This is a genomic window from Pseudomonas sp. OIL-1 (assembly GCF_010669185.1).
Lineage (GTDB): Bacteria > Pseudomonadota > Gammaproteobacteria > Pseudomonadales > Pseudomonadaceae > Halopseudomonas > Halopseudomonas profundi.
The window spans coordinates 67653-94550 of record NZ_CP048629.1 but is presented as its reverse complement, the minus strand read 5'-3'; the positions used below and the strand labels follow the sequence as shown (position 1 = coordinate 94550).

Genomic DNA, 26898 nt, shown 5'->3' with positions numbered 1-26898 from the left:
CATCTGTTTCATTTTGTGCAAGCAGTACAAAAAATTTCAAAGCCTTGTAAAAAGGCCTGTTTAGCTGATGGGAGACGACTGGATGAGTAATGACGGCGTTAATAACGGCCGGCGTCGCTTCCTGGTGGCAGCCACGAGTGTTGTAGGCGCCGCCGGTGTAGTGGGGGTAGCAGTTCCCTTTGTGGGGGCCTGGTTCCCGAGCGCCCGAGCCAAGGCGGCTGGTGCGCCGGTGAGGGTGAATATCAGCAAGCTGGAGGCAGGTCAGCAGATCGTTGCCGAATGGCGTGGTCAGCCGGTGTTCGTGTCTCGTCGAACGCCCGAGGCATTGGCGCTTCTCGAGGAGAACACAGGCATCCTCGCCGATCCTCAGTCCGAGTCCTCCGTTCAGCCCGAATACGTCGATGCTGCGACCCGTTCCATCAAGCCTGAAGTTCTGGTGGTGATGGGTATCTGTACTCACCTGGGCTGTTCGCCGCTATTCCGTCCCGAGGTTGCTTCAGCTGACATGGGGACAGAGTGGAAGGGTGGTTATTTCTGCCCGTGCCATAGCTCCCGCTACGACATGTCCGGTCGGGTGCATCGGGGCCAGCCGGCACCGCTGAACCTCCCGGTCCCCCCGCATTCCTATGAGACCGACGATATCCTCGTGATCGGTCTGGACCAGGAGACAGCCTGATGAGCAAGCTTTGGACGTGGGTTAACGAGCGGATGGCGGTCAACGAGGTGATCGAGAATCACCTGACCAAGTATTACGCTCCCAAGAACTTCAATTTCTTCTATTTCTTCGGCTCGCTGGCAATGCTGGTGCTGGTTAACCAGCTTATTACCGGTATCTGGCTGACCATGAGTTACGAGCCGTCCGCGGCTGGCGCGTTCGCCTCTGTCGAATACATCATGCGTGATGTGGATTATGGTTGGCTGTTGCGCTACCTGCACTCCACTGGTGCTTCCGCCTTCTTCGTAGTGGTCTATCTGCATATGCTTCGCGGCATTATGTATGGCTCCTACCAGAAGCCACGCGAGCTGGTGTGGCTGTTTGGCATGCTCATCTATCTGGTACTGATGGGTGAGGCATTCATGGGTTATCTGCTGCCCTGGGGCCAGATGTCCTATTGGGGTGCTCAGGTAATCATTTCGCTGTTCGGGGCGATTCCATTCATCGGTCCTGATCTGGCGCAGTGGGTACGGGGTGATTATCTGATCTCCGGCATTACTCTGAACCGCTTCTTCGCGCTGCATGTCATTGCATTGCCAATCGTGCTGTTGGGGCTGGTGGTATTGCACCTTATCGCGCTGCATGAGGTGGGCTCCAACAACCCGCTTGGCGTCGATATCAAGAAAGCCAAGGACGAGTCGGGCAAGCCGCTGGACGGCATTCCCTTCCATCCTTATTACACCGTCAAGGATATCGTTGGTGTCGTGGTCTTCCTGTTCGTGTTCTGCACCATCGTGTTCTTCTTTCCGGAGATGGGCGGGTATTTCCTGGAGCATCCTAACTTCGAAGTAGCCAACCAGCTGAAGACGCCTGACCATATTGCTCCGGTCTGGTACTTCACGCCGTTCTACGCCATTCTGCGCGCCGTACCGGCAATTGGTGGCTCTGCATTCCCGGGTGTACTGGCAATGGGTGCTTCGATCGCGGTGCTGTTCGTACTGCCCTGGCTGGATCGTAGTCCGGTCCGCTCTATCCGTTACAAGGGCTGGATGAGCAAGCTATGGCTGGCTATTTTCTGCATCGTATTCGTGATTCTGGGTATTCTGGGTGCTATCCCAGGTAACGATACCCGGACGCTGATTTCGCAGATTTGTACAGTCCTGTATTTCGCCTTCTTCATACTCATGCCGTTCTATACCCGCATGGAGAAGACTAAGGCCGTTCCGGAGAGGATTCCTGGCTAATGAAAAATCGACTAATTGCCCTGTTATTTGCCCTGATGCCCTGTGTTGCGCTGGGCGCTGCCAGTGGATACGAGCTGGACGAGGCCAATATTGATCTGACCGACAAGGCTTCGCTGCAGGATGGCGCACGTACTTTTGTTAACTACTGCATGGGCTGCCACTCCGCTCAGTTTCAGCGTTACGAGCGTGTAGCTACGGATCTGGGTATCCCGGAAGAGCTGATGCTGGAAAACATGGTATTCACCGGTGCGTTGATCGGTGAGCACATGGAAAACGGAATGCGGCCGGAAGATTCCAAGGTATGGTTCGGCGCTGCGCCGCCGGATCTGACCATGGTTTCTCGCGTGCGTGGTGAGGACTGGTTGTACACCTACATGCGCACCTTCTACGCAGATCCCTCGCGTCCGCTGGGTTCCAACAATATGGTCTTCCCGAATGTCGGCATGCCTAACGTTCTGGCCGAGCTGCAGGGGCATCAGGTTATCGGCTGCAAGGCGATGCCGGTCATGGAAGATGGCAAGGCGATGCGCGATACGCTGACAGGTGAAACTGTTCAGGAAGAGCAGTGCGATGTGCTGACGGTAGTGCCTGGTACTGGCACTCAGACCGAAGAGGAATTCGACGAGACAGTTCGGAACCTGGTCGCCTTCCTGGCTTACTCGGCTGATCCGATCAAGCTGGAGCGCCATCGTATCGGTATCTACGTGCTGCTGTACCTGGCTTTCCTGTTCATCTTTGCTTACCTGCTGAAACGTGAGTATTGGAAAGACGTTCACTGATCCTCTGCTTTAACTGGATCAATTGCGCGCGCCCTTAGGGGCGCGCGCCTGTTTCTGGGGTATAATGCCTGCCTAATTGATAGCGGCCGGGGTATCTCTGGTCAGCGCGGTCGTGGCATCGCATGCAGGCTGCTACCGCAACGCGCTAAGGATGAGGGTTGATATATGGGTGTTACCGCCAGCAAACGTTCGTCGATGGCTTTTTTCTCAGATCCACGGGACCATTATTGTCACCGCGTGCGCATTGTTCTGGCAGAGAAAGGGGTTACCGTCGATGTGATCAACGTCGAGTCAGGCGATCATCCGCAGGAGCTTATCGAAAACAATCCCTACAACACTGTTCCAACGTTGCTCGATCGTGATCTGGTGCTCTACGAGCCCAACATCATGATGGAGTATCTGGACGAGCGTTTCCCGCACCCCCCATTATTGCCGGTCTATCCTGTGGCCCGTGCCAATACGCGCTTGCTGATGTATCGGGTGCAGCGTGACTGGTGCAACCTGGTGGACGTGATCGCTGACCCGAGGACGCCGGCCGCGGCTGCGGCGAAAGCCCGCAAGGAGCTGCGTGAAAGTCTGACCGGGGTCGCTCCGGTGTTCGCTGAAATGTCTTTCTTCATGAGCGACGAATTCAGCCTCGTGGATTGCTGCATCGCACCGATTCTCTGGCGTCTGCCCATGCTGGGGATCGAGCTGCCCAAGCAGGCGAAGCCCTTGCAGGATTATATGGACCGCATCTTTCAGCGCGATGGCTTTATTGGAAGCCTGTCGTCCGCTGAGAAGGATATGCAGTAGCCATTCATTCTATTTTCAGGAGGCATGCATGGCTCAGATGAGTTCAAGCCGGCCCTATCTGGTGCGGGCGCTGTACGAGTGGATTCTCGACAATCAGTGCACCCCCTATCTTCTGGTTAATGCAGAGTATCCAGATACCGTAGTGCCCGACAGTTTTGTTGAAGGCGGTCAGATCGTTCTGAATGTATCGCCCAGCGCGATCCGGCATCTCGAAATGGATAACGACAAGATCAGTTTTGACGGTCGTTTCGGTGGCCGCCCGCAGCAGGTGTGGTTGCCTGCTCAGGCTATTATGGCAATCTATGCGCGCGAGAACGGGCAGGGCATGGTCTTCGAGATAGAGCCGGTTACGCCGCCGCCTGAGGACGACAAGGGTGGAGCCGATGACGCCAGGCCGGAAGCCAAGCCGTCCGGGCGTCCGTCACTGAAAGTTGTCAAATAGAAGGATTTGTCGAAGCTGATCGGGCTTCGATTGAGGATGGTGTGGGCCGGCTGCTGGATGGCCGGCCCGGATTTTCAGTCAATGTACTCGAATAGTTTCACGATACGCTGCACTCCACCTACCTGTTGTATTGCTTGCACCGCCAGATCGGCTTCGCTGCGTCTGACCAGCCCCATCAGATACACCACGCCCGCTTCAGTGACGACCTTGATACGCCGCCCCGGTATGTTGCTGTCCGCTAACAGGCGGCTCTTGGCGCTGGTGGTAATCAAGGCGTCGTTGTTGCGCGCCAGTAATGACAGTTTCGGACCGACTGTGAGTTCGTTGTGTACCACCTTGACGCGCTGCACTTCGCTGGCGACCCGCGCCGCGGTCTTGCGCAATGCTTCGGTCGGTACCTGGCCGACAAGCAGCACTACGCCGTTGAAGCTGGTTACCTCGATGCGTGAGTCACGCTCTAGTGCTACGTTGGCCTTGGCTATGTTGACGCTCGTGCGGGTTTCGATCAGTTGATCGTCAATGGTGCTGCCGAGCGTTCGGGTGCCATGGTCGCCCTGCATAGGCGTGTCCCGGGTAGCGGTAAGCACGCCACTGCATCCGGAAAGGGTTGCCACCACCATCAAAATGCAGATTCCTCTGAGCATCATTCTTCACTCCCGAACAGCTGCCGATCAATCAGGTCGCACAGGCAGTGAATGGCGAGCAGGTGTACCTCCTGTATGCGCGCGGTGGAGCGCGCCGGTACGCGAATTTCGACGTCTTCCGGAAGCAGCAGGGAGGCCATTGCGCCGCCGTCCCGTCCGGTGAGCGCAACCACCAGCATGTCGCGGTCGTGTGCGGCTTGGATGGCTTGAAGCACGTTGCCGGAATTCCCGCTGGTGGAGATGGCCAGCAATACATCGCCCGGCTGTCCAAGCGCACGAATCTGCTTGGAGAAAATTTCTTCGTAGCTGTAGTCGTTGGCAATGGAGGTGACGGTCGAGCTGTCTGTTGTCAGCGCGATAGCCGGCAGGCTGGGGCGCTCACGCTCGAAGCGATTAAGCAGCTCCGAGGAGAAGTGCTGCGCATCCCCGGCCGAACCACCGTTGCCACAGGAGAGCAGCTTGCCTTCATTCAGCAGGCTGTTGACCATTACCTGGCTCGCCTGTTCTATGCTTGGTCCCAGAGCTTCCATGGCTCTGGTCTTGGTTTCGATACTGTCTGTGAACAGTTGCCTGATGCGGTGCTGCATATCCATAGGAAGGAACTCGTTAGCAAGTAAAAGCTTCGCGGATCCATTGATAGGACGCAAGATCCGCAGGACTGCCATCGGCGGCAATGACGTCGAAGCGACAGGGCTGGTCGGCCAGATGGGGATGGGTCAGTAGATAATGTTGAGCCGCAGCGATAACGCGCTTTTGCTTGCGTCGGTCGACTGTCTCCACCGCGCTGCCCCATTGGCCCGTGCGCCTGAAGCGTACTTCGACGAATACTACTGTATCTGCGTCGCGCATGACCAGATCCAGCTCACCTAGCTTGCAGCGGTAATTGCGCGCCAGGAGCCGCATACCCGCTTTGACGAGGAGTTGCTCTGCGAGACGCTCGGCCTGGTTGCCAAGGATCTGCTTGGCCGTCAGGCGGATCATGGCGCGCTGATGACCTCGTCGACCGGAACGATGCGGCCTTCACTGATCACGCCCCAGCCGAGGCTGCGGTGCACGCGACCATCTGCACTCAGCGACAGACGCCCCGTCGCACCTTCGATGCTGGCTTCTTCGTAGCGTTGTAGCTGTGGCAGGCGGCTGAATAAGCGCTGAGCATCGGCGCCCATGGCGTACAGGCGTCCCATCGGGCCAGTTGCCTGAGGCCAGCTGCTACTGACGGTCTCGTACAAGGCATCCGAACGGGTGAGCAACCAGGGAATCTCCGCTACCAGCAAGCCGTCGAGATCAGCGTTGTCAGCAGCGTCCGCACCTAGTTGGTAGGCGTGTGAGGTGGCGTAAACCGGCAGATCGGCTGCGTATTGAAAGGCCAGCGTCGGTTTGATCTGCCGGGCCTGTTGTGGCGTGGCGGCAAGGAACAAGGCGTGCAGATCCTGGCGCGGCGTAGGCTGCACCACTACCTCGTTGCCCAGCGTACTCTGGATGCGGGCGCCGCGTTGCTCGCTCTCGCGGATATTCAGCAGATCTGCAATCTGGCTTGAAATGGTTGCAGGTTCGTTGATTACTTCTCGGCCAACCAGCTTGCCGCCCAGTGCTTCCCATTCAGCCCGGAACGCCTCGAAGGAGCGCTGGCCCCAATCGGTCTGAGCGGCGAGTACTGCCATGTTTCTGTGTCCATCGTCCCAGGCTCGCCGTGCGGCGGAGCGGGCCTCGTCTTCAGGCGCGAGGCCGAACTGGAAGAGTGTCTGATCGGAGCTGATCGAGCTATCGGTATAGTTAAGCGCGAGAGTCGGCAAGGGAAGCTCTGTCATGCCCGCCAGGCGGCTCACCTGGTCACGCTCCAGCGGTCCGATTACCCACTGCACGCCGTCGGCTTCGGCGTCGCGATAGAAGGCCATCAGGTCAGCATACGCCGTGCTGTCATAGAGGCTGACTTGCGGCTGCTCCAGGCCTTGACTGTGAGCCTGGTATTGCGAGGCCATGAAACCATCTCGAAGGGCTTGGGCAGCACCAGCCAGTGGGCCCTCGAAAGGCAGGAACAGGGCGATATGGGTGGGACGATTGGCATGCAGCTCGAGCAGCTGAGCAATCGAGTCAGGCATCAGCCTGGCTGCAGGATGGTCGGAAAAGGTTTCCTTCCACTTGTTCACGCTTTGCACCTGGAGATCCAGATTGCTCTGTTCCCGGCTGATCAGGGCCAGCTGCACCCAGCCAGCGAACTCGCCTGTGGCCTCGCCGGCCGCCTGGCGGAGATCTTCCAGCGGGGCGCGATTGAGATCTTCCCAGATCGCCTGGCGGTTCGCTTCACGTTCGCCCGGCGGAAGCATGCCGTCAATGAAGGCGCGCTCACGGGCGGCATTCAGCGGGTCGCCAGTAGCCTGGAAGGCCTCTGCGCGCAGCTGCTGAATGGCCAGCTGCTCTTCGATTGGCTGAGTCTCAAGATGGATCATCGAGGGATGTCGCAGCGCGAGCAGCGCCGCTTCCGGCTGCTCCAGCGCCAACGCGCTACGCGCCTGGAGTTCGGCGAAGCGTAGCTGCTGGTCCGGTGGCAGTTCACTCTGCGGAATCCTGCTGAGGATGCTGCGAACCCGTTCAGGCTGATTGGTGCTCCACGCGGCCTGTGCCGCATACAAACGCAGCAGGTACGCTTCGGCGCCAGAGTAGCGCTCGGCATCCTCGAGAATCTCTTCTACCGTCGCATCCGGTGTGCGCGGCAGATCAGACAATTGAGAGGGCGGTGGGGTTGCGCAGCCCCCAAGCATTACGGCAATGGCCAGGGCTGTAAGCGACAGGCGATTCATGCGGGGCATCAGGCAATCCTTACACGGTGAGCCTTGCTGGCAAGGCTCCGTAACTGTGAGGCAGTCATTGTAACCAAGGGGCGGGGTGACCGCCATGCGCTTCGCGGGAACCTGCTCACGTCCTGTACAATGCCGGCTTCAGTCTCGTTTTCAGGTAATGATATGTCTGCCAGCGCCGGTACCCTGTACGTTGTCGCCACGCCAATTGGCAATCTGCAGGATCTCACGCCAAGAGCATTGGAAGTGCTCCGGACTGTGCAGCTGATCGCCGCTGAAGACACACGTCACAGCGCCCGCTTGCTGCAGCATTTTGGAGTGACCACCCCGACCACCGCCTGCCACGACCATAATGAGCGGGACAAGAGTCAGCGCCTGATCGAACGGATGCTTGGAGGCGAAGACATGGCGCTGATATCCGACGCAGGGACGCCGTTGATTTCCGATCCTGGCTACCACCTGGTGCGTCAGGCCCGCGAAGCCGGGATTCGGGTCTGTCCTGTCCCGGGCCCCTGTGCGCTGATAGCTGCCCTCAGCGCAGCGGGTCTGCCGTCTGACCGATTCGCCTTTGAAGGTTTTTTGCCGGCGAAGTCCCACGGTCGGCGGTCGCGTATTCAGGCGCTGAGCACTGAGTCCCGCACCTGGATGGTCTACGAGGCGCCGCATCGGCTGCTTGAGTGCCTTGAGGATATGCTTGCTCTGCTTGGTGCTGCGCGGCACGTAGTGCTTGCCCGGGAGTTGACCAAAACCTTCGAGACAATCAAGGGCGCGCCGCTCTCCGAATTGGTCGAATGGGTGCGTAACGATTCTGATCAACAGCGGGGTGAGTGCGTCCTGGTGATTGAAGGCATGCCGGCACTGCCGGAGGGCGAGGGCCTGGATCCGGAGGCTGAACGCGTCCTGGATATCCTGCTGGCCGAGTTGCCCGTGAAGCAGGCTTCGGCCCTCGCTGCCCAGCTGACCGGGGTAAAGAAAAACCGCTTGTACCAGATAGCGCTGGAAAAGGCAGGCAAGGTTTAAGGCTGGAGGCTGCAAATTGGAATCTGGCCGGGAAAGGGAGCCGACGGTGCTTTTTGCTGGTTTGGAAATTCTTTTTGCTGAAAGGCTTGTTGTAGAGCGTTACAAGAGTGCTTGCTCATCGCGAGGAAGCTGGTTAACCTTGCGCCCAAGAGTTGGCTGGACAGTCGCCGTACCGCTTGCGGTAGGGAGGAAAGTCCGGGCTCCATAGGGCAGAGTGCCAGGTAACACCTGGGGGGCGTGAGCCTACGGAAAGTGCAGCAGAAAATATACCGCCTAAGCGCGCAAGCGCCGGTAAGGTTGAAATGGTGCGGTAAGAGCGCACCGCGCAGCTGGTAACAGACTGTGGCTAGGTAAACCCCGCTCGGAGCAAGACCAAATAGGAACCCGTTGGTGTGGCCCGCACTGGGTTCGGGTAGGTTGCTAGAGGCAGTCAGTGATGGCTGTCGTAGAGGAATGACTGTCCTCGACAGAACCCGGCTTACAGGCCAACTCTTATTTTTCCCGCCTATCGCATTCCTGTTTCTGCCCAAAAATTATCCCTGGTAACAGTTCACATTAAGTTCCACTCATATCTGATTGAAACGTCAATATTTTGTCTGTCGCCCTCGTCCCCGTATACCACAGTATTGCTCCGCTTTTTTGCTAACCCTTCGTCATTAAAGGCTTTTCAGTGAAATGCTCACTTGACGGTCTATTGGCGCATTCCTATAGTGTGCCGAAGTGGTGTGATGTGGACGAAAGTGGGATTTTTTGGCAAGGATAGCCATTCAGTGGGGGTAGCAGGAGCGTGTTTCGAGGAACGAGTGCCATCAATCTGGACGCCAAGGGGCGCCTCGCCATGCCGGCTCGGTATCGCGATCGGCTGCTCGAGTCCTGTGGTGGCCACTTGATTGCGACGATTGCCCTCGAAGAGCGCTGCCTGTGGATCTATCCGCTGCAGGAATGGGAACTAGTAGAACAGCAGTTAAAGAAGGCCCCCAATATGAACCCTGCAGTAAAGCGGCTGAACCGGTTGTTGATAGGTAACGCCAACGAGATCGAGCTGGACGGTAACGGTCGTTTCGTAGTGCCGCCGTTGCTGCGCGAGCACGCCGGTCTCGACAAGAAAGTCATGCTGGTTGGTCAGCTGAACAAATTCGAACTGTGGAGTGAAGACGAGTGGAACGCGACTACCGAAGCCTATCTTGAGGTGCAGGATGCTGGCGAATTGCCGGTTGAGCTGCAGTCGCTGAGCCTATGAGTCAGACTCCCGTGTTCCAGCATATAAGTGTCCTGCTTGAAGAAGCGCTCAAGGGTCTGGCGGTGCAGCCGGATGGGTTGTACGTGGACGGTACATTTGGCCGAGGAGGCCATAGTAGAGCCATTCTCTCGAAGCTTTGCAAAGACGGACGGCTCATCGGTTTTGATAAGGACCCGGAGGCAATTCGGGTCGGAACTCAACTGGCGGCCGATGACGGCCGCTTTGTCGTTGTACGCCGCAGCTTTGCCGACATGGCTGAAGAGCTGCGTCAGCGTGGTTTGCACGGTCAGGTCAATGGTGTGTTGCTGGATCTGGGCGTGTCCTCGCCCCAACTCGATGACGCCGAGCGCGGCTTCAGCTTTCTGAATGATGGTCCTCTGGATATGCGCATGGATCCTGCTCAGGGCCAAAGCGCGGCGGAGTGGATCAACAGCGCCGACGAAGCGGATATTGCCACTGTCCTGAAAGAATACGGCGAGGAACGTTTCGCCCGGCGGATGGCGCGCGCCATTGTCATGCGCCGTGCCGAGCAGCCTTTTACCCGCACTGCCGACCTGGCGGAAGTCATCAAGGTGGCCAATCCTGCGTGGGAGAAACACAAGCACCCGGCGACCCGCGCTTTCCAGGGCATTCGCATATTCATCAACCGGGAGCTGGAAGACCTGGCTGACGGCCTCAAGGCCGCGCTTGATGTATTGGCGCCAGGCGGCCGGCTGGTGGTGATCAGCTTCCATTCGCTGGAAGATCGCCTGGTCAAGCAGTTCATGCGCCGCGAAGCCAAGGGTGCGCCGATACCCCGCGGGTTGCCCATACGTGAAATCGATATCCCGGTCAGCATCAATCTGATCGGCAAAGCCATTAAACCCTCGGCCGAAGAAGTCGCGGGTAATCCACGTGCCCGCAGTGCGATGCTGCGAATCGCGGAGAAGCGCTGATGACTGAGCAGATGCCGCTTCAGGAACGCACTGGTCTGCCACGTAGCAGTGGCTGGCTGATGGTGGTCGGCCTGCTGATTCTGATCAGTGCGCTGGCGGTGCCCTATAGCGCCCATTGGAGCCGTACTCTGCTGAACGAACTCGATACCGAGATGAAGCAGCGGGAAAAGGCGCAGGCCGATTGGGGTCGGCTGGTTCTCGAGCAAAGCACCTGGACCGCCCATCACCGTGTTGAAAGCATCGCCCGCAGCAAACTCGACATGCGCGTGCCGTCGGCGGTCGAAGTGGTACTGGTGAAGCCATGATCAGGATCAAGCCCAATGGCAGCCTGCACCCGTGGCGATTCCGCATCGTCATCGGTGCGTTGGGCGTCTGTTGCGCGGTCATTGCCTGGCAAATCGTGCAGCTGCATGTGCTTGATGGCGGGTTTCTGCGTAACCAGGGCGACAAGCGCAGTCTGCGCCATGTGCCGATCACCGCGCATCGCGGGCAGATTACCGATCGTAACGGCGAGCCTCTGGCAGTCAGTACGCCGGTGCTGACCCTCTGGGCCAACCCGACACAGCTGATCCATCAGGAACAGCATTGGCCCCAGCTGGCCGAGGCGCTGGGAACTGATCTGGCCACCTTCAGAGAGCGGCTGAAAGCCAACGCCGAGCGCGAGTTCATCTACTTGCGTCGCCGTATGACGCCGCAGGATGGTGCCGCCGTCGTCGCCCTCAAAGTTCCCGGTGTTTACAGCCAGGAAGAGTATCGCCGCTTCTATCCGGCAGGTGATGTCACCTCGCATCTGGTCGGCTTTACCAATGTCGACGAGCACGGACAGGAAGGTCTCGAGCTTGCCTATAACGAGTGGCTGCAAGGTGTTCCGGGAAGCCGTCAGGTGTTGCAGGATCGTCGCGGCCGTTTGATCAAGGATGTGCAGGTCGTCAAGAATGCCCGTCCCGGCAACGACCTGGCATTGTCCATCGATTTGCGCCTGCAGTATCTGGCCCACCGGGAGCTGCGCAAGGGACTTGAAGAGTTCGATGCCAAGGGCGGCTCCCTGGTAATGATTGACGTACGTACCGGTGAAGTCCTGGCCATGGTCAATCATCCGAGTTACAACCCCAACAATCGCGCCAATCTCAAGCCCGAGATGATGCGCAACCGCGCGCTGATCGATGTGTTCGAACCCGGTTCGACCATGAAGCCATTTTCCATGAGCGCTGCCCTGGCTACAGGCCGCTGGAAAACCACTGATGAAGTAGACGTCTATCCTGGCACGCTGAGGATTGGTCGCTACACCATTCGCGATGTTTCCCGCGCGCCGGGCGGCAAGCTGGATCTGGCCGGTATCCTGCTCAAGTCAAGTAACGTTGGCATGAGTAAGATTGCTTTCGATGTTGGCGGTCCGGCCATCCGTGAAGTTATGCAGGGCGTGGGGCTTGGCGAATATTCCGGCCTCGGTTTTCCGGGTGAGCAGGTCGGCAATCTGCCCAGCTACCGGGAATGGGGTCAGGCCGAAACCGCAACGCTATCGTATGGCTACGGTTTGTCGTTGACCACTGTTCAGCTGGCGCAGGCGTATTCCGTGCTGGCCAATGGAGGGCGCAAGGTTCCACTGTCGCTGTTGCGGGTCAAGGATGTCCCGGCGGGTGAGCAGGTCATTTCCGCGGATGTCGCCAAGGCGGTCCAGGGAATGTTGCAGCAGGTTATCGAAGGCCAGGGCGGAACGCATCGCGCGCTGGTCCCCGGATATCATGTCTCCGGTAAGAGCGGTACCGCGCGCAAAGCCAGTCATACCAGCAAGGGTTACAAGGAAGACTCCTACCGCTCCCTGTTTGCCGGCTTCGCACCGAGCACCGATCCGCGCATCGCCATTGCTATCGTAGTCGACGAACCCAGCAAGGGCGGCTATTACGGCGGGCTGGTCGCAGCGCCGATATTCAGTGATCTGATGGCCGGTGCGTTGCGGCTGATGAACATCGCACCGGATAACATGCCGGAGCTGCAGCAAGTGGAAATCCCCCCGACCAAGGGAGGGTTTCGCGGATGATGACTTTGCGTCAGCTATTTCCGGAGTGGCAAGGCCAGGATGTCAGAGTTACAGGCCTTGCGCTGGATAGTCGGCAGGTAAAAAGCGGCTATCTGTTTCTGGCAGTGCCCGGACTGAAAGTGGATGGCCGCGATTACATCGGCCAGGCCATCGAAGCGGGCGCGGTAGCGGTTGCATATGACGCCGCCGGCGATTGTCATTATGAAGGCGCCGTGCCAATGCTGGCTGTGCCGCAGCTGGCTGGCCAGATTTCCGCGATTGCCGGCCGGTTCCATGGCGAGCCTTCCGCCGCCCTGACGCTGGTCGGCATAACCGGAACCAACGGCAAAACGTCGGTCAGCCAGATGCTGGCGCAGGCATTGAACGAATTGAATACGCCTTGCGGTGTGATCGGGACGCTGGGTAGTGGCCTGCCGGGTGCGTTGATTGATCATGGTATGACCACGCCCGATGCGGTGAATGTTCAAGGTCAACTCGCGCAATTGCGCGACGCTGGTGCCGAAGCGGTGTGTATGGAAGTGTCATCCCACGCTTTGGACCAAGGCCGGGTCGCCGCGCTCGGTTTTGACGTTGCTGTATTTACCAATCTGACGCGTGATCATCTCGACTATCACGGCGACATGGACAGCTATGAAGCCGCCAAGGCTCGCCTGTTTGATGCTGCCGGGTGCCACGCGGTGATCAACCTCGATGATCCGGCCGGGCGTCGCCTGGCGGAGAGCTGTCCGCCGCGCAAGGGCACCGCACGGCTGCTCGGTTACAGTCTGCGGGATACTCCCGCGCTGCTGCACTGCAGTGAGGTGCGCTATGACGACGCGGGCATCCATGCGTTGCTGCATTTCGAAGGCGAGCAATCGACCCTCCATAGCGAATTGCTCGGCGACTTCAATCTCAGCAATCTGCTGGCCGTGACAGGCAGCCTGTTGGTGCTCGGATTCAAACTGCCACAGGCTGTAGAACGCGCTGCCGGGCTGCGCGCTCCCGCCGGCAGAATGCAGCGTCTGGGCGGCGGTTCGCGCCCTCTGGTTGTGGTCGATTACGCTCACACGCCCGACGCATTGGAGAAGGCACTGACTGCCCTGCGTGCCCACGTTAGTGGCCGCTTGACGTGCATATTCGGCTGCGGTGGCAATCGGGACGCGGGCAAGCGACCGCTGATGGGCCAAATCGCCGAACGCTATGCCGACCGTGTGGTTGTAACAGACGACAACCCCCGCAACGAACCGTCCGCAGGCATCATCGGGCAGATCTGCCAGGGTCTCGGCAAACCCCAAAACATCACAGTCCTTGCCAATCGTGCCGAGGCGATCGCGCACACCATCAGCCGCGCGCACCGCGAAGACGTCATTCTGTTGGCCGGCAAGGGCCACGAAACCTATCAGGAGATAAACGGCGTGCGCCACGCTTTTAACGACATCGAACAGGCCGAACGTGCCCTGCTGCAGTGGGAGGCGAGTCATGCTTGACGTCATGCGCCTGTCCGATCTGGTCAGCCCTCTCGCTGCAACCCTGAAGGGTGTTGACGCCGAGTTTGACAGCGTCGCCTTTGACAGCCGCGCGATTCAGCCGGGTGGCTTGTTCGTCGCGCTTGCGGGAACGCGCACCAATGGTCACGACCACCTGGCCGATGCCCGCGCGCGCGGCGCAACCTGTGCGATGGTCGAATATCTGGTGGAAGATCCGCTCCCTCAGCTCCTGGTGCACGATAGTCTGCGCGCGCTGGGTCAGTTGGCCGGCCTTGCCCGAGCTGCCTATAGCGGCCCGCTGGTGGCAATAACCGGCTCCAGCGGCAAGACAACCGTCAAGGAAATGGTCGCTGCGATCCTGCGTCCGCTTGGCTCGGTGCTAGCGACTCAGGGCAATCTGAATAATGAGATCGGCGTCCCGATGACGCTGCTTGGCCTGAGCAATGAACACCGCTACGCCGTTATCGAGATGGGCGCTGCAGCCCGTGGCGATATTGCGTACAGCATGGAGATCGCCAAGCCAACGGTTAGCGTATTGACCAATGCAGGCAATGCACATGTCGGCCGCTTCGGCAGCCTGGACAATATTGCCAAAGCCAAGAGCGAGATTTTCAGCTGCCTGAGCACCAAGGGCAAGGCCGTGATCAATCTGGATAGCCCCTGGTTCGAAGACTGGTACCAGTTGCTGGGCAAGCGCAAGAGCTACGTGTTCAGCCTCAAGAACCCGACAGCTGAAGTGCGCGCCGAGTCAATCAAGCTCGATGATCGCGGATGCCCGGGCTTTCTGTTGGTAACGCCTAAGGGCGAAGTCAATGTTCAGCTGAACTTGCTGGGCCAGCACAACGTTGCCAATGCACTGGCAGCTACGGGGGCCGCCCTGGCGCTGGATGTCGAACTTGAATACATCCAGCGCGGTCTGGCCAGTGTTCAACCGATGCAGGGCCGCGCGGCCAGTCGCCAGGGTCGGCAGGGCTCCGTCATCATTGATGACAGCTACAACGCCAGCCCGGCTTCGGTGAAGGCGGCGATTGATCTGCTCGCCTGCTTCGATGGGCGTCGTATTCTGGTTCTGGGTGATATGGCAGAACTGGGCGAGTGGGAGAGCGACTGCCATCAGGAAATTGGTGAACACGCACGCCAGCAGGGCCTCGATGGGCTTTATGCGGTTGGCCGGCTGTCCGCCCTGGCTGCGAATCGCTTTGGCGAAGGTGCACAGCAGTTCGCCAGCAAGAGCGAACTGGTTGAAGCGCTGAAAGCACAGCTTGGCCCGGACGTTCGTGTGCTGGTCAAGGGTTCGCGCAGCGCAGGCATGGAGGAGGTGGTCGCAGGATTGGTCGCCACTGTGGATGACGATAACGACAGGAAGGTCGGCTAATGTTGCTTTTACTTGCCCAATACCTGCAGCAGTTCCATACCGGATTTTCGGTATTTCAGTACCTCTCGCTGCGGGCGATTCTGGGTGTACTTACTGCACTTGGCCTGGCGTTGTTCGTAGGCCCCTGGATGATCCGTTCGTTGAGTTTCCGGCAGATCGGCCAGTCGGTGCGCAATGATGGCCCGCAGTCACACCTGTCCAAGGCCGGCACTCCGACCATGGGCGGCGCGCTGATATTGGTGGCTATCGCTATCGCCACGCTGTTATGGGCAGACCTGCGCAACATCTATGTATGGGTCGTGCTGGGTGTCACGCTGGCATTCGGCGCGATCGGCTGGGTGGACGATTACCGTAAGGTCGTAGAGAAGAACTCACGCGGCCTGCCGTCGCGCTGGAAGTACTTCTGGCAGTCAGTGTTCGGGCTGGTAGCCGCCGTGGTGCTTTATATGACTGCCAAGACGCCGATCGAAACCACCTTGATCGTGCCTTTTTTCAAGCATGTCGAGTTCCAGTTGGGCATGGGATTCATCGTTCTGACCTATTTCGTCATTGTTGGCTCGAGCAACGCCGTGAACCTGACTGACGGGCTGGATGGCCTGGCGATCATGCCGACGGTTATGGTAGGCGGGGCACTCGGCATTTTTGCGTACCTTTCAGGTAACGTGCGTTTCGCCGAATACCTGCTGATTCCCCATGTACCGGGCGCTGGCGAGCTGATCATCTTCTGCGGTGCGCTGATTGGCGCCGGGCTCGGATTCCTCTGGTTCAACACCTATCCCGCTCAGGTCTTCATGGGCGACGTGGGCGCGCTGGCACTCGGCGCCGCACTGGGCGTGATCGCCGTGATCGTCCGCCAGGAAATCGTACTGTTCATCATGGGCGGCATTTTCGTCGTCGAAACACTCTCGGTCATTGTCCAGGTCGCCTCGTTCAAGCTGACCGGCAGGCGGGTGTTTCGCATGGCCCCCATTCACCACCATTTTGAATTGAAGGGCTGGCCCGAACCCCGGGTCATCGTGCGTTTCTGGATCATCACCGTCGTACTGGTGCTGATCGGATTGGCCACCCTGAAGCTGCGCTGAGGAAGACACTGTGTCACTGATAACCACGGACAAGAAACGGATCATCGTCGGGCTCGGCAGCACCGGGCTTTCGGTCGCCCGTTTTCTGGCGGGCCGTGGGCTGCCTTTCGGCGTGGCGGATACGCGTCTGCATCCGCCGGGCCTGGATCAGCTGAAACGTTTTGCGCCGATGGCGGATCTCTATCTCGGTGAACTGGATGCGGACGTACTGTCTTCGGCTGCGGAGCTGGTGGTTAGCCCGGGTATCGCCTTGTCGACACCGGCGTTGCAGCGGGCGCGCGATGCCGGCGTCAAACTGGTGGGTGATATCGAACTGTTTGCCCGCGAGGCCAAGGCGCCGATCATCGCAATTACCGGCTCGAACGCAAAGAGCACAGTGACCACATTGGTTGGTGAAATGGCATACGCTGCTGGCATCCGCGTGGCGGTCGGCGGCAACCTCGGCACGCCGGCACTGGACCTGCTCGACCACAACGCTGGCCTGTATGTGATCGAGCTTTCCAGCTTTCAACTGGAAACCACCGAGCGGCTCAATGCCGAAGTGGCGACGGTCCTGAACGTCAGCGAAGACCACATGGATCGCTATGCCAATCTGGCGGCTTATCACCAGGCCAAACACCGGATCTTCAGCGGCGCGCGTCAGGTCGTCAGCAACCGCGACGACCTGCTCTCGCGGCCGCTGGTGGCTGATCAGTTGCCGCAATGGACCTTTGGCCTGTCGCGCCCCGACTTCAAGGGCTTCGGTCTGGTTGAGGAGGAGGGCGAAACCTGGCTCGCCTTCGAATTCAAGGCGCTGATGCCGGTTGCCGAGCTGAAGATCCGCGGCGCGCATAATCAATCAAACGCGCTGGCCGCGCTGGCGCTGGGTCATGCGGCTGGGCTGCCGTTCCCGGCCATGCTTGATGCGCTGCGCAGTTTCACCGGCCTGCCACATCGTTGCCAGTGGGTCGGCAAGCATTCCGGCGTGGATTATTTCGACGATTCCAAGGCAACCAATGTGGGTGCCGCGCTGGCCGCTATCAATGGCTTTGGCGCCGACCTGGACGGCAAGCAGGTATTGATTGCTGGCGGCGATGGCAAGGGTGCTGATTTCGCGCCGCTGCGTGAGCCGGTCAGCCGCTATTGCCGGGCCGCCGTATTGCTGGGTCGCGATGCGGCGGAGCTGGGTCAGGCGCTGGGTAATGCTGTACCGGTTATCCGTGTCGACTCGATCGAACAAGCGGTTACTGCGGCCGCTGATGTGGCACAGCCGGGTGACATAGTGCTGCTGTCTCCGGCCTGTGCCAGCCTGGATATGTTCAAGAACTTCGAAGAGCGCGGCCGTCTGTTCGCCGAAGCGGTAGGGAGGCTGACACATGATCTTGACTGATGTGCTGCAGCGCTCCGCCGCACCGTTGCTGGGTGAGCGGCGTTTCGACATGGATATGCCGCTTCTGGTAGCAGCGCTGTGCCTGCTCGGTCTGGGTGTGGTCATGGTGACTTCATCGTCCATGGAAGTGGCCGCCGGCCAACTGGGCAACCCGCTGTTTTATATGATCCGTCAGCTGATCTATCTGTTGATTGGTGTTGGCGCGCTGGTAGCGGTGTTGTCCATCCCGGTGAATCTCTGGCAGCAATTTCGCTTTCCGTTGTTGTTTGTGGGATTCGGGTTGCTGATTGCCGTGTTGATTCCTGGCATCGGTCGTGAGGTCAACGGTAGCTGGCGCTGGATCGCGGTTGGCCCGATCAACATTCAGCCGTCCGAGCTGGCGAAGCTGTTCGCGGTCGTATTCCTGGCCGGCTATCTGGTGCAGCGTCAGAAAGAGGTCAAGGAAAAGTGGTTTGGCTTCATCAAGCCATTCATGGTGCTGGGCCCGATGGCCTGGCTGCTGGTCATCGAGCCGGATTTCGGCGCGACGGTAGTATTGATGGGCGCCGCCACCGGCATGCTTTTCCTCGGGGGCGTCGGCCTGTTCCGTTTCACCCTGCTATTCGGCTCGCTCGGTGCGCTCGGCGGGCTTCTGGTGGCCTTTGAACCGTACCGGCTGCAGCGTCTGACCAGCTTTCTGGATCCCTGGACCGACCCGTTCGGTACCGGCTATCAGCTGACCCAGGCGTTGATCGCCTTTGGCCGCGGCAGCTGGCTGGGCACGGGTCTGGGCAATAGTGTGCAGAAGCAGTTTTACCTGCCCGAAGCGCACACCGACTTCGTCTTCGCCGTGCTGGCCGAAGAGCTGGGGCTGATCGGTGCGCTGGCCGCCTTTGGCCTGTTGGTATTCGTGGCGATTCGTAGCCTTTATATAGGGCTGTGGGCTGAGCGCGCTGGTCGGCTGTTCTCCGCTTACCTGGCCTATGGGCTGGCAATCATGTGGTGCGGCCAGATCCTCATCAACGTAGGCGTGAATGTCGGTTTGCTGCCGACCAAAGGTCTGACGCTGCCATTCCTGAGTTACGGGGGCAGTTCCCTGGTGGTGTGCTGTATCAGCCTGGGCCTGTTGCTGCGGATCGACTGGGAACGCCGTCAGGCGTTACGGGAGGCCGGCAATGAAAAATAGCGTGCTGGTCATGGCTGGTGGTACCGGAGGACATGTGTTCCCCGCTTTGGCCTGCGCGCGTTTGCTGCGCGACAAGGGCTACGACGTGCATTGGCTGGGTACTCGCCGGGGCATCGAAAGTGAGCTGGTGCCGGCTGCGGACTTCCCGATCCACTATATCGACATTCAAGGCCTGCGCGGCAAGAGCAAGGCGGATCTGTTGAAAGCGCCGCTGAGTCTGGCCCGCGCGCTGCGTCAATCACTACAGGTGATTCGTACGGTCCAGCCTGTTTTTGTGCTGGGTGCCGGCGGCTATGTGACCGGCCCTGGTGGGCTGGCCGCCTGGATGAAGCGCATTCCGCTAATCATCCATGAACAGAACGCTGTAGTGGGAACCGCTAACCGCATGCTGGCGACCATTGCCGCACGCCGCTGCGAAGGCTTCCCTGGCAGTTTCGCTAATGACAGCAAGCGCCGCAGTACCGGGAACCCGGTACGCGATGAAATTTTTCAGGTACCGGCTATGAGCTGGGACGGCCAGCGTCGCCCACGTCTGTTGGTGCTCGGTGGCAGCCTTGGCGCGCTACCGCTCAACCGCATGCTGCCTGAAGCCATGGGCGCGGTGGATGCATCCAAGCGCCCAGAGATCTGGCATCAGTGCGGCAAGCTGCACATCGAGCTGACCAGCGAGACGTACAAGGGCGCTGACGTCGAGGCGAAAGTCGAGCCTTTTATTGCGGATATGGCTGCGGCCTATGCCTGGGCTGATCTGGTCGTGTGCCGGTCCGGCGCGCTGACTGTGTGTGAGCTCGCTGCAGCAGGTCGACCTTCATTGCTGGTCCCGTTGCCCCACGCGATTGACGACCACCAGAGCGCGAATGCGCGTTTCCTGGCCGACCATGGCGCGGCGGAGCTGTTGCCCCAGGCGACGCTGACCAAAGAGCTACTGGCTGAACGAATGGAATACCTTTTTACCCATCCGGAGATTTTGCAACAGATGGCAGACAATGCCCGTAACCAGGCCGCACCCAACGCAACCGCAGACGTAATCCAAGCCTGCCTGGAGGTCGCCCGTGGGTAATAAACCCCGCTCCCAGGCGACTTTCGCTCTGCCGGAGATGCGCCGCATCCGCCGTATCCATTTTGTCGGCATCGGTGGAGCAGGCATGTGCGGCATTGCCGAGGTGCTGTTGAACCTGGGCTATCTGGTTTCCGGTTCGGACCTGAAGCGATCGGCAGTCACCCAGCGTCTGGAAAGCTTTGGGGCGCGGGTGGATATTGGTCATCGCCCGGAAAATGTTCAGGAAGCGGATGTGCTGGTGGTGTCCAGCGCGATCAATACCCAGAACCCGGAAGTCTCGGCCGCACTGGAGCGCCGCATCCCGGTAGTGCCGCGTGCCGAAATGCTTGCTGAGCTGATGCGCTACCGGCATGGCATCGCCGTAGCTGGCACGCACGGCAAGACCACGACAACCAGCCTGATCGCCTCGGTGCTGGCGGCTGAAGGCCTGAGTCCGACCTTTGTGATTGGTGGGCGATTGACCAGCGCAGGCACCAACGCACAGTTGGGCGAGAGTCGCTACCTGGTCGCCGAAGCGGACGAGAGCGATGCGTCCTTCCTGCATCTGCAGCCCATGGTGGCCATCGTCACCAATATTGATGCCGACCACATGGCGACCTATGAGGGCGACTTCAATCGGCTCAAGCGCACCTTTATCGAATTCCTGCACAACCTGCCTTTTTACGGTCTGGCTGTGCTGTGCATCGATGACCCGGTCGTGCGTGAAATTCTGCCGCAGATCAATCGGCAGTTTATTACCTACGGCCAGTCCAGTGATGCGGATGTACGCGCGGTGGACATCCATCAGAGCGGCATGTCGACGTATTTTACGGTGCAACGCGACGGCCACGATGACTTGAAGCTCTGGGTCAACATGCCAGGCGTACACAACGTGCTGAATGCGCTTGCAACGATCGCTGTGGCCACCGATGAAGGCGTTAGCGATGCGGCAATCGTCAAAGGCCTGACCGGATTCGAAGGTGTGGGACGGCGGTTCCAGGTATACGGCGATTACGCGCTGGGCGGCGGCGAGGTGATGCTGGTTGACGACTACGGTCATCACCCCCGCGAGGTTGGGGCAGTGATAAAAGCCGTGCGCGCTGGCTGGCCCGAGCGACGTCTGGTGATGATTTATCAGCCGCACCGTTACAGCCGCACGCGCGACCTCTATGAAGATTTCGTGCAAGTGCTGGGCGAGACCAATGCCTTGCTGCTGATGGAAGTCTACCCGGCCGGAGAAGAACCGGTACCGGGTGCGGACAGCAAACAGCTATGCCGCAGCATCCGCCAGCGGGGCCAGATTGATCCGATTTATGTGGAGCGGGACGCTGACGTCATGCCGCTGCTGAAAGCGGTGTTGCAACCTGGCGATATTCTTTTGACCCAGGGCGCTGGCGACATCGCCGGACTGGCACCACAGCTGGCCGAAGCGCTGACACGCTTGAGCGCGCAGGGAGGGCAGGTCTGATGATTGAACCGTCCCAGTTCGGCAAGGTCGCAGTCCTCTACGGTGGCACGTCCGCCGAGCGTAAGGTATCGCTGAAATCCGGCGCTGCCGTGCTGGAGGCATTGCGCGGTGCAGGCGTCGACGCCTATGGCATCGATGCAGGCGCGGACCTGGCTCAGCAGCTGATCGCGAACCGTCCTGACCGGGTGTTTATTGCCCTTCATGGTCGTGGCGGTGAAGACGGTAGCCTGCAGGGTCTGCTTGAAAGCCTGAAGATTCCTTATACCGGTAGCGGCGTGATGGCCTCCGCGCTGGGTATGGACAAGCTGCGTACCAAATTAATCTGGCGCAGCCTTGAGCTGTCCACACCCGAGCATGCCTTGTTGCGCGACCGCGCCGACTGCCCGTCGATCATTGATTCGCTGGGTACGCCGTTGATCGTCAAGCCGGTCCATGAGGGTTCGAGCATCGGCATGGCCAAGGTCAATAACCTGGCAGAGCTCGAACAGGCCTGTGATGACGCCCGCGCCTATGACGACCAGACGCTGGTCGAACAATGGATTACGGGTGCCGAGTTCACTGTCGCGATTCTGGATGGCCGTGCGTTGCCGGCGATCCGCCTGAGCACGCCGCACAGCTTCTACGACTACGACGCCAAGTATCTGGCCAATGACACTCAATATCAGTGTCCCTGTGGCTTGCCCGCCGATAAGGAAGCCGAACTGGCAGAGCTGTGTCTGCAGGCATTTCATGCCGTGGGTTGCCGGGGCTGGGGCCGCGTAGACGTTATGCAAGACGAGGCGGGGCGTTTCTACCTGCTGGAAGTGAATACTGTGCCCGGCATGACCGATCACAGTCTCGTGCCCATGGCGGCTGCGGCCGCGGGGATGACATTTACCGATCTGGTGCTGGCGATTCTTGCCGGCACCGGGTATTGAGGGCCGGATCATGTTGGGGTTGATGGTGCGTGATCAGCGTACGAGCAAGTCCCTGGTGCGACGTCAGTCGCCGGCTCGGGGTGCTGTGCGCGTCGTAACACCAGCTCCACGCAAATGGTCCCGCCCGAATCTGCGTTGGCCCAGGCTGCAGGGTCTGGGCGAACGGATGCAGCAGGTGATGTGGCCAGTGCTGCTGTTATTGCTCGCGGTCGGCCTGTACGGGCTTGGCACCCGGCTGATGCCCCAGGCAGACCGGGCGATTAGTGTGATCAGTGTTGAAGGCGACCTGCAATATATCGACCGTGACGCGGTGCAGGAGGTTATCCAGCCGTATCTGGATGAAAGTTTTCTCGGCATCGATATCGACGGGCTGAGTGCCGAACTCAACGCCATGTCCTGGGTAGCCGGGGCGTCGGTAAAACGGGTGTGGCCGGACCGCCTGGTGGTCAACCTGGATGAACAGCTGCCGGTTGCGCGGTGGGGCGATACCGCACTGTTGAATAATGCGGGTGAGGCGTTCTCGCCTGAGCGTATCGACCGCTTCGATGAGCTCCCGCGGCTGACTGGTCCGGAGCGCGCCAAGCGCAGGGTCATGCAGAATTATCAGCAGTTCAACCGTCTGCTGCGGCCTTACGGTCACGGTGTGGCTGAACTGGAACTCCGCGAGCGCGGCAGTTGGTTCATGACCACCCGCGACGGGATCCAGATACTGCTCGGACGCGATGACGTAGTGGAAAAAATGAAGCGATTTCTGACCATCGATCAGCTCGTGTTGTCAGAGCGGCGGGATCAGATAGCGCGGGTTGATCTGCGCTACAGCAACAGCATGGCAGTAGCCTGGCACGAGCCGGCTGCTCAAGATGAAACGGGAGAGTAACCGAAAGATTATGGCTAGCAAGCAGGGTACCAGGATGATAGTCGGGCTCGATATTGGCACCTCCAAGGTGGTCGCGCTTGTGGGTGAGATTGGCTCGGACGGCGAACTCGAAATCGTCGGCATTGGCTCTCATCCCTCCCGAGGTCTGAAAAAAGGCGTGGTGGTCAATATCGAATCCACTGTGCAGTCGATCCAGCGCGCGATTGAAGAAGCGGAGCTGATGGCTGGCTGCCAGATTCATTCTGTATTTGCCGGGCTGGCAGGCAATCACATTCGCAGCCTGAACTCCCACGGCATCGTGGCGATTCGTGACCGGGAAGTGGTCAAGGCCGATATCGAGCGCGTTCTTGATGCAGGCCAGGCCGTTGCAATTCCTGCTGACCAGAAGGTGTTGCACATCCTTCCGCAGGAATACGTGATTGATAACCAGGAAGGCGTGCGCGAGCCGCTGGGCATGTCCGGCGTGCGCCTGGAAGCCAAGGTGCATCTGGTGACCTGCGCGCTGAATGCAGTACAGAACATCGAGAAGTGCATCCGCCGTTGCGGGCTGGAAGTCGAGGATGTGATCCTCGAGCAGCTCGCATCCAGCTACGCCGTACTCACCGAGGACGAGAAAGAGCTGGGCGTGTGCATGGTCGATATCGGCGGCGGCACCACTGATATTGCCATCTTTACCGAAGGGGCTATCCGGCATACGGCGGTTATCCCGATTGCCGGTGATCAGGTCACCAACGATATAGCGATGGCGCTGCGTACGCCCACGCAGTACGCCGAAGAGATCAAGATCCGTTATGCCTGTGCCTTGGCCAAATTGGCCGGGCCGGAAGAAACCATCAAGGTCCCGAGCGTGGGCGAACGTCCGCCCCGCGACCTGTCTCGCCAGGCACTGGCGGAGGTGGTCGAGCCGCGCTATGACGAGCTGTTCACCCTGATCCAGGCTGAGCTGCGTCGTTCAGGATTCGAAGACATGGTTCCCGCCGGCATCGTATTGACCGGCGGGACCGCAAAAATGGAAGGCGCCGTGGAATTGGCAGAAGAGATATTCCACATGCCGGTACGCCTCGGCGTACCACAGGAATTCAAGGGACTGACTGATGTGGTCCGTAACCCCATCTATTCAACAGGGGTCGGCTTGTTGCACTACGGCATCAAGCACCACGAGCAAGGTAGCAGTAGCCCGGAGCAGGGCAAAACATCGCCGTTGGGACGCATGAAGAAGTGGTTCCAGGGCAATTTTTAAACAGACCCGTTAAAGCGGGCCGAAATAACGAAACGAGTTAAAACTCAGGAGATGGAACCATGTTTGAATTAATTGATAACGTTCCTCAAAACGCAGTTATAAAAGTAGTGGGTGTCGGTGGCGGCGGCGGTAATGCGCTCCAGCACATGGTCATCAACAATGTCGAAGGCGTGGACTTTATCTGCGCCAACACTGATGCACAGGCGCTGAAGAACATCAGCGCACGTACCGTGCTGCAGCTCGGCTCCGAAGTCACCAAGGGCCTGGGCGCTGGCGCGAACCCTTTGATCGGCCGTGAAGCGGCCATCGAAGACCGCGAGCGTATTGCCGAGGTCCTGCAAGGCTCGGACATGGTCTTCATTACCGCAGGTATGGGTGGCGGTACCGGTACCGGTGCAGCGCCGATCGTTGCTGAGGTTGCCCGCGAAATGGGGATTCTGACGGTTGCGGTAGTGACCAAGCCGTTCCCGTTCGAAGGCCGCAAGCGCATGCAGATTGCCGAAGAAGGCATCCGCGAGCTGAGCCTGCATGTGGATTCCCTGATCACCATTCCCAACGAGAAGCTCCTTACTGTCCTTGGCAAAGACGCCAGTCTGCTGGCTGCTTTCAGCAAGGCCAACGACGTGTTGCTTGGCGCAGTACAGGGCATCGCTGACCTGATCATGCGTCCCGGTATGATCAACGTCGACTTTGCCGACGTGAAGACAGTCATGAGCGAGATGGGCATGGCCATGATGGGTACCGGCCACGCGAGCGGCCCGAACCGTGCGCGTGAAGCGGCTGAAGCGGCTATCCGCAGCCCGCTGCTGGAAGACGTGAACCTGATGGGCGCTCGCGGCATTCTGGTCAATATCACTGCCGGTCCGGACCTGTCTCTGGGTGAGTTCTCCGAGGTGGGTAGCACTGTTGAAGAGTTCGCCTCAGAGACTGCTACAGTGGTAGTAGGCACAGTGATTGACCCTGAGCTGCGTGACGAGCTGCGTGTGACTGTCGTTGCAACAGGCCTGGGTCCGCGCATCGAGAAGCCGGTCAAGGTCGTCGACAATACATCCGCCACTCACCACCGTCAGGCCGAAGGCACTACGCCGAACTACCGTGATCTGGACCGTCCGACTGTCATGCGCAACCCAACTGTTGGGGGTAACGCTGCGGCGGCGCGCCTGAGCCAGCCGGCCGAAGATCTGGATTATCTGGATATTCCGGCGTTCTTGCGCAGGCAGGCTGACTGAGAGATAGACTCTGTCAATCACTCGTATAGGTCTGATCAGTATTCAACAAAGGCGTGTTTTGCTATGATGCACGCCGACTTGTTGAAAACTATTCGCAACTAAGCGGAACCCGTACATGATTAAGCAACGCACACTGAAGAACATCATCCGGGCCACTGGTGTTGGTCTGCATTCGGGTGAGAAGGTGTATCTCACGCTGAAACCCGCGCCAGTGGATACCGGGATTGTGTTCTGCCGAGTGGATCTTGACCCTGTGGTCCAGATCCCGGCGCGTGCCGAGTTCGTAGGCGAGACGACCATGTCCACCACCCTCATAAAGGATGGTGCCAAGGTCGACACCGTTGAGCACCTGCTGTCCGCCATGGCGGGCCTGGGCATCGACAACGCATACGTGGAACTCAGCGCCCCAGAGGTGCCGATCATGGACGGCAGCGCCGGGCCTTTCGTATTCCTGATTCAGTCTGCAGGAATCGAGGAGCAAGACGCGGCCAAGCAGTTCATCCGCATCAAGCGTGAAGTAACGGTTGAAGAAGACGGCAAGACAGCGACTTTCGTCCCCTTCGAGGGGTTTAAGGTGGCTTTCGGTATCGACTTCGATCATCCGGTATTTCGTGGTCGTAGCCAGTTCGCCAGCGTGGATTTCTCCAGCACTTCCTTCGTCAAGGAAGTTAGTCGTGCGCGGACCTTCGGGTTCATGCGCGATATAGAATATCTGCGCTCACAGAATCTGGCGCTCGGTGGCAGCGTGGACAACGCCATCGTGGTGGATGAATACCGTGTGTTGAATGAAGACGGCCTGCGCTATGAGGACGAGTTCGTAAAACACAAGATACTCGACGCGATCGGCGACCTGTATCTGCTGGGCAAGAGTCTGGTTGGTGAGTTCCGTGGATTCAAATCTGGACATGCTCTGAATAACAAGCTGCTTCGTTCTCTGCTTGCTACCAAGGATGCGTGGGAAATAGTAACTTTCGAAGACGCCGGTACAGCGCCCATCTCCTTTATGCGCCCGGCGGCTGCGGTCTAAGCCGTTTCGTTTCGTTTCTGCGGCCACTTATGTGGCCGTTTTTTTTGCCTTCAGAGC

At 59.2% G+C, this 26898-nt stretch carries 26 protein-coding genes and 1 other RNA gene; 23 read left to right on the top strand and 4 right to left on the bottom strand.

The genetic code is table 11. The features are described 5' to 3' along the window. The first annotated feature begins 82 nt into the window (after positions 1–82). The 5 genes from petA to G3M63_RS00420 all read left to right on the top strand — a co-directional run bounded on the left by petA (position 83) and on the right by G3M63_RS00420 (position 3915). Complete coding sequence (gene petA, locus G3M63_RS00440; protein WP_163981552.1) at positions 83–676, top strand: ubiquinol-cytochrome c reductase iron-sulfur subunit; 594 nt, start codon at positions 83–85, stop codon at positions 674–676. Next, complete coding sequence (locus tag G3M63_RS00435; protein WP_150299468.1) at positions 676–1899, top strand: cytochrome bc complex cytochrome b subunit; 1224 nt, start codon at positions 676–678, stop codon at positions 1897–1899. Before petA ends, G3M63_RS00435 begins: the two co-directional genes overlap by 1 nt. After that, entirely contained in the window at positions 1899–2678 is a 780-nt protein-coding gene (locus G3M63_RS00430) for a cytochrome c1 (protein WP_150299469.1), read from the top strand. Before G3M63_RS00435 ends, G3M63_RS00430 begins: the two co-directional genes overlap by 1 nt. A 165-nt stretch (positions 2679–2843) precedes the next feature. Next, positions 2844–3473 (top strand): glutathione S-transferase N-terminal domain-containing protein, encoded by a 630-nt coding sequence (locus G3M63_RS00425; protein WP_150299470.1) that lies wholly within the window; start codon positions 2844–2846, stop codon positions 3471–3473. 37 nt (positions 3474–3510) lie between these two features. Next, complete coding sequence (locus G3M63_RS00420) at positions 3511–3915, top strand: ClpXP protease specificity-enhancing factor (RefSeq protein WP_150299740.1); 405 nt, start codon at positions 3511–3513, stop codon at positions 3913–3915. 74 nt (positions 3916–3989) lie between these two features. On the opposite strand, the gene G3M63_RS00415 is transcribed toward G3M63_RS00420, so the two are convergent. From G3M63_RS00415 to G3M63_RS00400, 4 genes are read right to left on the bottom strand one after another with little or no spacing between them, the layout of a single operon-like run. Beyond that, on the bottom strand, positions 3990–4559 hold the full coding sequence (locus tag G3M63_RS00415; protein WP_163984146.1) for a BON domain-containing protein: 570 nt from the start codon (positions 4557–4559) through the stop codon (positions 3990–3992). Continuing rightward, a complete protein-coding gene (locus G3M63_RS00410) occupies positions 4559–5152 on the bottom strand; it encodes a phosphoheptose isomerase (protein WP_150299471.1) in 594 nt (197 codons plus the stop codon). Before G3M63_RS00410 ends, G3M63_RS00415 begins: the two co-directional genes overlap by 1 nt. A gap of 13 nt (positions 5153–5165) precedes the next feature. After that, on the bottom strand, positions 5166–5540 hold the full coding sequence (locus G3M63_RS00405; RefSeq protein WP_163981551.1) for a YraN family protein: 375 nt from the start codon (positions 5538–5540) through the stop codon (positions 5166–5168). Beyond that, complete coding sequence (locus G3M63_RS00400; protein ID WP_163981550.1) at positions 5537–7366, bottom strand: penicillin-binding protein activator; 1830 nt, start codon at positions 7364–7366, stop codon at positions 5537–5539. Before G3M63_RS00400 ends, G3M63_RS00405 begins: the two co-directional genes overlap by 4 nt. 153 nt (positions 7367–7519) lie before the next feature. Here G3M63_RS00400 and rsmI point away from each other — a divergent pair, with 153 nt between their 5' ends. From rsmI to lpxC, 18 genes are all read left to right on the top strand, one after another. Next, positions 7520–8374, top strand: a complete 855-nt coding sequence (gene rsmI, locus G3M63_RS00395) for a 16S rRNA (cytidine(1402)-2'-O)-methyltransferase (protein WP_256669891.1) — start codon at positions 7520–7522, stop codon at positions 8372–8374. A 148-nt stretch (positions 8375–8522) separates the two neighbouring features. Then, an RNA gene (gene rnpB, locus G3M63_RS00390) (RNase P RNA component class A) lies at positions 8523–8871 on the top strand. Positions 8872–9161: 290 nt separating this feature from the next. Further along, positions 9162–9614, top strand: coding sequence for a division/cell wall cluster transcriptional repressor MraZ (gene mraZ / locus G3M63_RS00385; protein ID WP_150299475.1), 453 nt, complete (start codon positions 9162–9164; stop codon positions 9612–9614). Next, positions 9611–10549: a 16S rRNA (cytosine(1402)-N(4))-methyltransferase RsmH gene (gene rsmH, locus G3M63_RS00380; RefSeq protein ID WP_150299476.1), complete on the top strand. Its 939-nt coding sequence runs from the start codon at positions 9611–9613 to the stop codon at positions 10547–10549. The genes mraZ and rsmH overlap by 4 nt, the downstream gene beginning before the upstream one ends. Beyond that, the gene (gene ftsL / locus G3M63_RS00375) at positions 10549–10854 is read left to right on the top strand and encodes a cell division protein FtsL (protein WP_371923497.1); all 306 of its coding nucleotides are present in this window, start codon (positions 10549–10551) and stop codon (positions 10852–10854) included. Before rsmH ends, ftsL begins: the two co-directional genes overlap by 1 nt. After that, a complete protein-coding gene (locus tag G3M63_RS00370; protein ID WP_150299477.1) occupies positions 10851–12587 on the top strand; it encodes a penicillin-binding protein 2 in 1737 nt (578 codons plus the stop codon). The genes ftsL and G3M63_RS00370 overlap by 4 nt, the downstream gene beginning before the upstream one ends. Next, on the top strand, positions 12587–14053 hold the full coding sequence (locus G3M63_RS00365) for a UDP-N-acetylmuramoyl-L-alanyl-D-glutamate--2,6-diaminopimelate ligase (protein WP_163984144.1): 1467 nt from the start codon (positions 12587–12589) through the stop codon (positions 14051–14053). The genes G3M63_RS00370 and G3M63_RS00365 overlap by 1 nt, the downstream gene beginning before the upstream one ends. After that, entirely contained in the window at positions 14046–15428 is a 1383-nt protein-coding gene (gene murF / locus G3M63_RS00360) for a UDP-N-acetylmuramoyl-tripeptide--D-alanyl-D-alanine ligase (protein ID WP_163981548.1), read from the top strand. The genes G3M63_RS00365 and murF overlap by 8 nt, the downstream gene beginning before the upstream one ends. After that, entirely contained in the window at positions 15428–16510 is a 1083-nt protein-coding gene (gene mraY, locus G3M63_RS00355) for a phospho-N-acetylmuramoyl-pentapeptide-transferase (protein WP_163981547.1), read from the top strand. The genes murF and mraY overlap by 1 nt, the downstream gene beginning before the upstream one ends. Positions 16511–16520: 10 nt before the next feature. Further along, positions 16521–17879 carry a UDP-N-acetylmuramoyl-L-alanine--D-glutamate ligase gene (gene murD / locus G3M63_RS00350; protein ID WP_163981546.1) on the top strand — a complete coding sequence of 453 codons (1359 nt, stop codon included), beginning with the start codon at positions 16521–16523 and terminating at the stop codon, positions 17877–17879. Beyond that, positions 17869–19044, top strand: coding sequence for a putative lipid II flippase FtsW (gene ftsW, locus G3M63_RS00345; protein WP_178101024.1), 1176 nt, complete (start codon positions 17869–17871; stop codon positions 19042–19044). The genes murD and ftsW overlap by 11 nt, the downstream gene beginning before the upstream one ends. Further along, positions 19034–20104: an undecaprenyldiphospho-muramoylpentapeptide beta-N-acetylglucosaminyltransferase gene (murG, locus tag G3M63_RS00340; RefSeq protein ID WP_163981545.1), complete on the top strand. Its 1071-nt coding sequence runs from the start codon at positions 19034–19036 to the stop codon at positions 20102–20104. The genes ftsW and murG overlap by 11 nt, the downstream gene beginning before the upstream one ends. A 37-nt stretch (positions 20105–20141) precedes the next feature. Continuing rightward, positions 20142–21551 (top strand): UDP-N-acetylmuramate--L-alanine ligase, encoded by a 1410-nt coding sequence (gene murC, locus G3M63_RS00335; protein WP_163984143.1) that lies wholly within the window; start codon positions 20142–20144, stop codon positions 21549–21551. After that, entirely contained in the window at positions 21551–22468 is a 918-nt protein-coding gene (locus G3M63_RS00330; RefSeq protein ID WP_150299483.1) for a D-alanine--D-alanine ligase, read from the top strand. Before murC ends, G3M63_RS00330 begins: the two co-directional genes overlap by 1 nt. A gap of 10 nt (positions 22469–22478) precedes the next feature. Continuing rightward, positions 22479–23345, top strand: a complete 867-nt coding sequence (locus G3M63_RS00325) for a cell division protein FtsQ/DivIB (protein WP_150299484.1) — start codon at positions 22479–22481, stop codon at positions 23343–23345. Positions 23346–23355: 10 nt separating this feature from the next. Further along, positions 23356–24585, top strand: coding sequence for a cell division protein FtsA (gene ftsA, locus G3M63_RS00320; protein ID WP_150299485.1), 1230 nt, complete (start codon positions 23356–23358; stop codon positions 24583–24585). A 59-nt stretch (positions 24586–24644) separates the two neighbouring features. Beyond that, positions 24645–25814 (top strand): cell division protein FtsZ, encoded by a 1170-nt coding sequence (ftsZ, locus tag G3M63_RS00315; protein WP_150299486.1) that lies wholly within the window; start codon positions 24645–24647, stop codon positions 25812–25814. Between the two features lie 115 nt (positions 25815–25929). Beyond that, positions 25930–26841 (top strand): UDP-3-O-acyl-N-acetylglucosamine deacetylase, encoded by a 912-nt coding sequence (lpxC, locus tag G3M63_RS00310; protein ID WP_150299487.1) that lies wholly within the window; start codon positions 25930–25932, stop codon positions 26839–26841. Positions 26842–26898 lie beyond the last annotated feature (57 nt).